The following is a 9,379-nucleotide window of genomic DNA, read 5'->3' on the forward strand; positions in this document are numbered from 1 at the left end:
CATGGCGATGTATGCGCTCGAGAGTGCCGGAGGGACGCAATGGCAGCAGGTTGGCAAGCCTTTCGAGACACCGCCTAGGCGGTGAAAAGAGCGCACAGGCATTCTCGCCTCCTTATGAGCGTGACGGAGAATCTTTGCAAAGCTCTCCTCCAGTTTCGGTGGCGGGTGGTCCATAAGCGCCTGCCGAAATATGTATTGCTGCTTGGGCACGGCGCACATTCACGACGGCGGACGTGCACGATTGCTGCATCTCGGCTTCCCCGCCCAGCCGTCGCGGGATAGTTTATCGGGCTCAGCATGGAGGTCGACATGGGAGCGAATAGACTTGCCGGAGTCGTGAAGCGAGCCTTTCTGGTCGCAGTCCTGCAGCTTGGCCCCATGAGCCCCACTCTCGCAGATACAACGATCCTGAACGTGTCCTATGACTCGACCCGAAAACTGTACAAGGAATTCAATGCCGCCTTCGCTGAAAAATGGGCGGCGGATACCGGCGAGACCGTAACGATCCACACCTCTCATGGTGGCTCCGGCAAGCAAGCCCGATTGGTGATCGATGGCGTGAAGGCCGACGTGGTGACGCTGGCACTCGAAGCCGACATCGATGCGATTGCTCAAGCGACCGGCAAGATTCCGGCCGACTGGAAGACTCGCCTGGACAACAACAGCGCCCCCTACACCTCGACGATCGTCTTTCTGGTCCGCAAGGGAAACCCGAAGGGTATCAAGGACTGGGGCGACTTGACCAAGGAAGGCATCCAGGTGATCACGCCGAATCCAAAGACCTCGGGCGGCGCACGCTGGAACTTCCTCGCCGCCTGGGCCTGGGCGCGTGCTGCCAATGGCGGTGACGATGCAAAGGCGCAGGAATATGTGACGCAACTCTTCAAGCACGTTCTCGTCCTCGACACCGGCGCCTGGGGAGCGATGACCTCCTTCGTTCAGCGTGGCCTCGGCGACGTGCTGCTCGCCTGGGAGAACGAAGCCTATCTTTCTCTCGAGGAACTCGGCCCCGACAATTTCGAGATCGTCACGCCTTCGATTTCGATCAAGGCCGAGCCGCCGGTGGCGCTTGTCGACGGCAATGTCGATACCAAGGGCACCCGCAAGGTGGCCGAAGCTTATCTCGACTTTCTCTACAGCGATGCCGGCCAGAAGATCGCCGCCAAGCATTACTATCGCCCCTACAAGCCTCAACTTGCTGACCCCGATGACGCGGCGCGCTTCGCCGATGTCTCACTCGTCACCATTGACGAATTCGGCGGTTGGAAGGAAGCTCAGTCGAAATTCTTCGGCGCCGGAGGGATCTTCGACCAGATCTATATGCCGGGACGATAGGTTTCCCAAGGCAGCCGAGAGGGAGCTTCACTGCAGCGATGACGTTGCTGCTCGCTGCGGGCACTGAAGAGGCCAGAGCTTTCATGGAAGTCCGCGTCGAGAACTTGCGCAAGGAATTCGGCCGCTTCCCCGCGCTCGTCGACGTCACACTCGACATCCGCTCCGGCGAACTGATTGCGCTGCTCGGCCCTTCCGGCTCCGGCAAGACGACGTTGCTTAGGCTTATTGCCGGTCTCGAAAGTCCGACCGAGGGCATGATTTTCTTCGGCAACGAGGACGCCTCGAAGAAGACCGTCCAACAGCGAAATATCGGCTTCGTCTTCCAGCACTACGCGCTGTTCCGCCACATGACGGTGCTCGACAACGTCTCCTTCGGGCTCAGGGTCCGACCCGCCAGCAGCCGGCCGCCGGCTGCCGAGATCCGCCGCCAAGCCCTCGGCCTCTTGGAACTGGTACAGCTTTCGGAACTGGAAGAGCGCTATCCCGCCCAGCTTTCCGGCGGCCAGCGCCAGCGCGTGGCGCTCGCGCGCGCGATGGCGGTCGAACCGAGCGTGTTGCTGCTCGACGAGCCGTTGGGCGCGCTCGACGCGCAGGTTCGCAAGGAACTCCGGAGGTGGCTCCGCGAAATCCACGACCGCACCGGTTACACGACCGTCTTCGTCACGCATGACCAGGAAGAGGCACTTGAGCTCGCCGATCGCGTCGTAGTGATGAGCAAGGGGGCGATCGAGCAGGTTGGCACGCCCGGCGAAATCTATGACCACCCGGTCTCGCCGTTCGTCTACGGCTTCGTCGGCCAGTCGAACTGTCTCAACGTCACCGTCGTGAACGGCGAGATCGCTCTCGAGGACCGGCCGATCGGCCTGCGCGCGGCAAGTGAACCGGATGGACCGGCAACCCTCTATTTCCGCCCGCACGACGTTGAACTCGTCGAGGGGGATCTCGGCTGCCTCGGCGGCCGCGTCACGGCAAGTCGGCGCGTCGCGGGGACGCGCCACCTCGAACTGGATCTCGGCAAGACGCAGCCGCCGATCGAGATCGAGTTGCCACCCGAGCGCGCGTTCTCGGCCGACCACAGCCGAATTGCTTTTCGACCCACCAAGTGGAAGTTGTTTCGCGGCGAATAGCTTGGAAGCACAAAGTTCATGACGCCAATTTTGCCTAGAGCGTCGAGGTGCCCCTGTCGTTGAACGCGCAGTAGAAATTCCGGAAAGCGAGGGACCGGGGATTATTTGGCGCTCGGCGTCACACAGGCGCATAGTGATCAAAGTCGTTCGGTTTTGGCGCTCTGCAATACAAGTCTCTGTGTGATCAGGCCCCCGCAACCAAAACCTCAGCAACAAGCCCCCAAGCAGAAATGCAAGGGGGCTTTCGTGTTTCTACAATACACGCGCCCATCGCCATCTCCGTCTAACCAACGGGGATGTTTGCGTTTGGGAGCGAGCGCTTTTGAGGGCCGCTAGCTACATCTTCTTATGGGGATCTGCGCCAAGCGCCCCGCCGACCGTCATGAACTCGGCGGTATTAAAGTCGCAATGGGCCGTTGATCGGCATCATCCAGCCACTATAGCTTGTAGCCGATCTTTCGCAGCAGGTCCTTCCGCCACGCAATGTCGGCGGCAGTTTCGACACCCAGCGGTAAGGCGCCATCCACCACAAGGAAACATGCGGTAGTGGGTTGGTGCCGACTTTGGCGACAGGGATGTCTCTGAAGGGAGCATCAAACCGACGGCAAATGGCGGAGTCAGTCGGATTTCGATCCGCTAAAAAGGTAGAGTGGGCGCAGAACTCGCACGCTTGCCGCGAGTGCATCGCAGCTATGGAGAACGCTCAAACCAACCATTTCCAAGTGCTCCTGATCCAGCGGCAGCGCATCAAACGTCTGGTCGATCTCAGCGCTATGGGTTGGATCGAGGTCCCCATGAATTCTCAAAGTCCTGAACGTCGAGTCCGGCAGGCCTGAACGATCTCGAATCTCATCGATCATACTGTCGGCAGGAGGAAACGCCTCGAGAACCGTGATGTATCCGAGAAGCATGAGCGGATGATGGTGATGAAGCCAATAATACTGGGTGCCGACCAACCGCGCGACTTCGACGGAAGGGGTGATGGATAGAACCCGCTTGGGATCGCACCCTGCAGCCTCAAGGTCCTCGAGTGCCCAGGTGTCGTGATGCAGTTCTTCGGAAACATGATGCCGATAGTATTCTCCGAGCAAAGCAGCAAGCTTATCGGTTCCTTCCAGTTGATCGCATTTGCCCGCTGCGGATTGCATGAGGGGAACCGACGCCCGCATGATTTGATGCAGCAAGACCAGGAAAGCGATCGTCATTTCCGGTGGAGGCTCGGTTCGCCAAAGGTCGCCAAAAGCAGCCCTGAGAGCGGGCATGCAGAGTTCGATTCTACCCCTTACAACGCCACTATTCGCTTGCCTTTCAAAAATACCCATAGCGATACCAGCCCGAGAGCAACAAACAAACCCGGGAAATCATAACTCATTCCAGATGCCTTTCAAGTTCTGCTCAGTCAAAATATAGGTAGCTCTTTAGTATTAAAGAGTAGTACTGGACAGATAAGGGAGTGTCGTCCTATTGTTACCGACAGACATCCTCTCACGATCCCAAGATCACTGACAGCAATCTAGCAAGCATCGAAAAACTGCTCAGAGCCTGAGGAGATCACAAATGGCGGACTTCCAGACAAATTTCGACAGGCTGAAGAATTCGAATGTCATTCCCGATGTGGACGAGAATTTGCTCCCGCCAGCGGTCCGAGATGCGATCGCAGGCCTTGGCGACGACGAAATGGCGGTTCTCGAAAACTTAAGTAAATCCACCGGGACCCACATATACCTCAACAATAATCACCAGGTCATCTGTGGACTCTGAAGTCGTGGTGTCGGCCGGTTTGCTGGACCGGTGGCCGCTATACGACCGCCGCAATGAGGGGCATGGCGCCCTCGAAGAGGCCAGACGCAAGCTGCTCCTCAAATCGACGATCAAGCAGGTCCCGGTCACGCGCATAGCCGACATCACGCCACTCGACGTTCTGGGCATTCCCGTGTTTGCAACGGTCACTCCCCTTGCACGAGACTTGACCACCCATCTGGGCAAAGGGGTGGACAAGGAAACGGCCCGCGTCAGTGCCATCATGGAGTCGATCGAGAGGGTTTGCGCAGAGGAGTTCGGGTGCCAGTCCCGGCATGCTACTTATGTCGAGCTTAAAGCTTCCGGTGCCTACGCTGCCGATCCTCTCTCCTTCGATCTTCCCCCGCTGACCCGTTATCGCCCGGATTCGGGGATTGAGTGGGTAGAGGGTTGGGAATTCATCAGCGCTCGTCCGATCTGGGTTCCGGCCGACCTGGCGCGGTCTCCTGCAAAGGAAGGCATACTGGATCAGGTCGATACCAATGGCCTGGCTGCCGGGTTCACGCGTGGGCGGGCGGTACGCAGCGCGATCCTGGAGGTTGTCGAACGGGATGCCGTCAGTCAGCATCACTTCTTTGAACAGTATGGACAGGCGGGGGACGCCGGGCCTGTCGGACGCAGGATTGATCTGGATTCACTCCCTCCAGCACAAAGGGCGCTTGCCGAGCGCGCCAGGGAAGCAAATCTCGAACTCATCCTGGACGATCTGACGAGCGACCTTGAGATACCGGTTATCGCGAGCACGCTAATAGACCCGTCCTATTGTAGTGCCGCGGGGCCGATGCCGCTGGTCGTGGCGGGGTGGGGCGCTGACCTTCTGGCCGGTGCTGCCGTTACACATGCTATCCTTGAGGCATTCCAATCGAGGCTCGGGGTCATTCACGGTGCCCGTGACTCCTACAACCAGGTACCCTTTTCGCGGCGGGCCAGCCTATCCGCGCCCGGGGTTCCCGCAACCGTGCATGATTTCTCCACCATTCCCAATGTGGACTTGCCAGACCTCGAGTCGGAGTTCGAATTTGTGCTGGAACGGCTGACGTCCGCCGGACTTACGCAGGTCATCGTCATTGACCTGAGCCGAAAGTCGCTGGGCCTGCCCGTTGTGAGGGTGCGTGTACCCGGTCTGTCGCTCTTTACGGTCGACCCCCGCCGGGTCGGCTGGCGAAGTGCAAGGCACCTCTTGTGATGGGTGCGATGCGGATGCCGCCGGTCGTCTTCCTGGGGCCAAGCGCGCCCGCTTCGGACATCCTGTCCATTTTGCCAGATGCGATCATCAGACCTCCGGCGAGGCGGGGGGAGCTTTATGCTTGTCGCATTTTGAAGCACGAGGTCTTTCTGATCCTGGACGGCGCATTTGCCAATGTCCTTTCCATTTCGCCACGGGAAGTCGTTGACGTTGTCCAGGACGGGGCGGTCGTGGTCGGTGCCTCCAGTATGGGGGCGCTCCGGGCGGCGGATTGCGCGCCGGCAGGCGTGCATGGCGCGGGGATGATATTTCGACTGTTCAAGGACCGGATCATATCCACTGAGGACGAGGTGGCAGTCCTCTTCCGCGAGGACAGGGCTTTTCCGGCGCTTACAGAACCATTGATCAACATGCGGATCGCGCTGCGGCGGGCGACCAGGATCGGTCTCGTTGGAAAAGCCGAAGCCGAGGAAGTTATCTCGGCAGCGCAATTGCTTCATTTTTCCCTGAGGACCTGGCCCGCCGCCTACCGGAAAGCCGGGCGCCACCTCTCGGGCGAACTGCTCGACTTTTTCAAGGCAATAGACACAAAGCGCACCGACGCCGTTCAGGCCGCAAACAAGGTCTTGAAATTACTGGAGGTTGATCGAGGTCCGCCCCGCGCTTCCAGATCGCCTCAGCTGTTTGGTCTGCTAGGAGACGGCAGGGGACGGGCCCCCGATGCGCTGAGTGGCGCGGACCGGCAACAGATTGAAGCCGAGTTCATCGAGTGGCTTTGCTGTTCGGGGAGGGGCTACCCACGACTCGACAATGAAATTGACTGGCTCAGCGGAGAATTGACGGTGCCGACTGCGTCGGTTTGGAATATCCTTAACGGCTCGGGCGAGCTAGAGGCCGAGCTGATGCGGTTCAACGTCTTTTGCAGGGCTGTCGCCGAGGCTCGGCGATGCGGACTTCGGTCCGAAAACGAGGACGTCCGGCAAGCGGAACGTCAGCTGGCCGACGCCCATCGTGTCGGCTCATGGAATGAGCTCCTCATACGCAAAGGAAGTGGTTCGTCCTTCTCCGAACGCCTGAGCGCACATTGCTCTGAACTTGCTCTAACCAAATGCCTTCGACGAACATCCTTGTTCGCTGGGGCTCCGTCAACGAAGCCGAGAGAGGTTTTGTTATGGCACCCTCAATAGAAAGCCAGACTCAATCGTCGGGCAACAGCGTTTGCATGCTCTTTACTGACATTGAGGGTTCGACAAACCTGGTGGATTCCTATCCCGATCTCTACGATGAGATGCTCCTTCGGCACAATGAGTTGCTGCGCAACGCCATCCACACCTATGGTGGCGAGGAAGTAAACGTTGTTGGCGACTCCGTATTCGCACTCTTTCCTGGATCCGTCCAAGGGGTTCAGGCAGCGATTGACGCCCAATTTGCCCTGACGAAGGAAGAATGGGCGCAAGGATGCAAGCCACTGGTCCGGATGGGCCTGCATTGCGGAACCGTGAGAAGACACGACGCCACCGTCACCGGGATAGAGGTGCATCGTGCGGCTCGTATCGCATCGGTGGCGCATGGAGGCCAGATCGTCATTTCGAACGTGGTTCGCGATGAGCTGGCGGAAGGCCACATCAGAGCGACCGTGGAAGTCCGCGATCTCGGATTCCATCGCCTCAAGGATCTTCGCTATCCTGAAGCCCTGTTCGACCTGGTGGTCCCGGGACTGCAAAGCGAATTTGCACCGATCTCATCGATCGGCGCCAACCGCACCAACCTCCCGTCCGATGTGCCGGTTCTCTACGGCCGGCGCCTGGAACTCGCCCGGCTAAATCAGATCCTGACGGACAAACAGAACCGTATTGTTACGCTGACGGGCGTTGGCGGCGTGGGCAAGACAAGCCTGGCGATCTGCGCCGGAAGATCAGCGCTACCCTTGTACCCGCGCGGGGTGTTCTTCGTTCAGCTGAGAGAAATCGACGATCCGGATCTCATCGGTTCGGAAATCTGCAAGGCCATTGGCCTGCATGAAGCTCCGGGTGTCTCCGCCATAGAGACGGTGTGCAATTCGCTGGGGAGCGCCGAGGTGCTTTTGATCTTCGATACCTTCGAGCATCTGGTCGAGGCGGGTCCGGTCATAAATGCCATTCTCAAGGCCTGTCCGGGGATCACCGTGCTGAGCACCAGCCGCGAACCGCTTAAATTGCGTTCCGAGCTGGAATTCGCCGTTCCTCCGCTCAGCGTGCCTGATGAAGGAGAGAGCGACGCTCGGATTTTGGCGAACCCGTCCGTGCAGCTCTTTGAGAGGCTTGCACGCCGCGAACAGTCGGACTTCGCCGTGGGAAGTGAAACGCTGGGGGCGGTCGCCAGGATCTGCCGGAGGCTTGACGGGCTACCGCTGGCGCTTGAACTGGCAGCCTCGCATGTCGGGCTCCTCAGCGTCGCGGAGCTGGAGGACCGGCTTCAAAGCAGCATTCAGGATCTTCGAAGCAAGGCGCGGGATATTGATCCCCGCCACCGCACCCTTCGACTGATGATCGGTTGGAGCGACAATCTCCTGACGGAAGGCCAACGCCGCGTTTTCTATGCGTCGGCTGTCTTTAACGGCGGGTTCGGCCTTCGTGCCGTCGCCTCCCTGTTTGAGGGCGAGGTCGATGTCGTTGACCATGTGGAGGCCCTTCTGGACAAGAGCCTGTTGTTCAGAACAATGGCTCTCGGCCATGCGCGCCTCAACATGCTCGACACGGTTCGCGATTATGCGCTCGACAAGTTGCGACGGACGGACGCATACGAAACCATCCGTGAACGGCATGCGGACCATTTCACCGAGCTTGTCCTGTCAGCCGCGCCCAACGTGATGACGTTCAACCAGCGCGATTCCGTCGAGCACCTGATGAACGAAGCCGGCAACATTCGGGTGGCACTCGAATGGCGGATGGGGCAACCCAGTGCGCATCATTCGGCCACGCTGATCGAGGCGCTGACGTGGCTCTGGATATCGAGAGGCCAGTTTTCGGAGGCGAGAACTTGGTCGGACAAGGCTCTGCAACACGCCCGGACCACAGGCGAAGCAGAGCCGTTGGCGCGAATCTTGAACTCGGCCGCCTTCATCCGGTACATGTCCGGTGATCCTGAATCAGCGCGTGAAAATGGCGTTGAAAGTCACCGTATCTACAGCGAGCTGGGGAACAAGGCCGGAATTGCGAGTGCCGGGATTATTGCCGGCATTGCCAAAGCCACGACAGGTGAACCCGAGGCAGGCGGCGCCTTGATCGTGGAGTCATTCGAACTGGCGAAGCTCATCGGCGACGATCATGGAACCGTGGTTGCCCTGATTGCAATCGGGGAAGGAACGCGCGCAGAGGGGGACGAGGCTGCTGCCGAAGAATTCTATCTCGATGCCCTCAAGCTGCTCGACAAGCTGGGTGATACCTACTGGCACGGCCATCTGCTGCAAAACCTTGCCCATTTCAGGCTGCACAGCAATGACTGGCGGAACGCCGCGGCACTCGCCGGCCAGGCCCTGGCTATCGGCGAGAGATATGACTACCCGATGGTGGTGAACCTTGCTGTCGCAGCGATAAGCGGAGTGCTCGCAGCGAAAGAAAATTGGGACGGTGCTGCAGAAATCATCGGAGCAGTGAATGGTCGTCTCGCTCGCCTAGGAGTCCGGTTCGAGCCGACAGACGATGCCGATTTTCAAAGAATCGTGTCTGCGGTTCGCAAGGCATCAGGAAACAAGCGATTCGCCCGTGTAAGCGAAAAAGGGGCTAAGCGCCCATGGGAGCAGATACTTTCGTCATGCCGCGCCGCCGTTGCAAGTTAGGGGCTGTTCTAGGATCGTTTCTCGAATGGCGACCACGTCCGGTCAACCGTTCTAGATGCGGCGCGGAGTCCGGTGACGGACGGCCTGGCTCATCATTGGCAAATTTATTTGTTT

General features: G+C 59.2%; 7 protein-coding genes and 1 pseudogene. 6 read left to right on the plus strand and 2 right to left on the minus strand.

The features are described from left to right. The first annotated feature begins 309 nt into the window (after positions 1-309). Together N181_RS03100 and N181_RS03105 are read left to right on the plus strand one after the other, a co-directional pair. Positions 310-1,335, plus strand: a complete 1,026-nt coding sequence (locus tag N181_RS03100; RefSeq protein WP_037436739.1) for a sulfate ABC transporter substrate-binding protein — start codon at positions 310-312, stop codon at positions 1,333-1,335. 83 nt (positions 1,336-1,418) lie between these two features. Then, positions 1,419-2,462, plus strand: a complete 1,044-nt coding sequence (locus tag N181_RS03105) for a sulfate/molybdate ABC transporter ATP-binding protein (protein ID WP_037436735.1) — start codon at positions 1,419-1,421, stop codon at positions 2,460-2,462. Between the two features lie 437 nt (positions 2,463-2,899). Here the strand turns inward: N181_RS03105 and N181_RS32840 are convergent. Together N181_RS32840 and N181_RS03110 are read right to left on the minus strand one after the other, a co-directional pair. After that, positions 2,900-2,992 (minus strand): annotated as a pseudogene (locus N181_RS32840) (adenosine-specific kinase); the annotation flags it as partial. Positions 2,993-3,079: 87 nt separating this feature from the next. Further along, positions 3,080-3,667 carry an iron-containing redox enzyme family protein gene (locus N181_RS03110; protein WP_234717116.1) on the minus strand — a complete coding sequence of 196 codons (588 nt, stop codon included), beginning with the start codon at positions 3,665-3,667 and terminating at the stop codon, positions 3,080-3,082. A 352-nt stretch (positions 3,668-4,019) separates the two neighbouring features. Between N181_RS03110 and N181_RS03115 the strand changes: the two genes are divergently transcribed. Genes N181_RS03115 through N181_RS03130 form a run of 4 tightly spaced genes read left to right on the plus strand, consistent with a single transcriptional unit; the run spans position 4,020 to position 9,265 of the window. Beyond that, on the plus strand, positions 4,020-4,223 hold the full coding sequence (locus N181_RS03115; RefSeq protein WP_037436730.1) for a hypothetical protein: 204 nt from the start codon (positions 4,020-4,022) through the stop codon (positions 4,221-4,223). Further along, a complete protein-coding gene (locus tag N181_RS03120; protein ID WP_037436727.1) occupies positions 4,213-5,448 on the plus strand; it encodes a YcaO-like family protein in 1,236 nt (411 codons plus the stop codon). The genes N181_RS03115 and N181_RS03120 overlap by 11 nt, the downstream gene beginning before the upstream one ends. Continuing rightward, positions 5,448-6,635, plus strand: a complete 1,188-nt coding sequence (locus N181_RS03125; RefSeq protein ID WP_245290974.1) for a TfuA-like protein — start codon at positions 5,448-5,450, stop codon at positions 6,633-6,635. Before N181_RS03120 ends, N181_RS03125 begins: the two co-directional genes overlap by 1 nt. Beyond that, complete coding sequence (locus N181_RS03130) at positions 6,620-9,265, plus strand: ATP-binding protein (RefSeq protein WP_037436725.1); 2,646 nt, start codon at positions 6,620-6,622, stop codon at positions 9,263-9,265. The genes N181_RS03125 and N181_RS03130 overlap by 16 nt, the downstream gene beginning before the upstream one ends. Positions 9,266-9,379: the final 114 nt, after the last annotated feature.

Origin of the sequence: Sinorhizobium fredii USDA 205, assembly GCF_001461695.1 — a bacterium.
GTDB classification, from domain to species: Bacteria; Pseudomonadota; Alphaproteobacteria; order Rhizobiales; family Rhizobiaceae; genus Sinorhizobium; species Sinorhizobium fredii.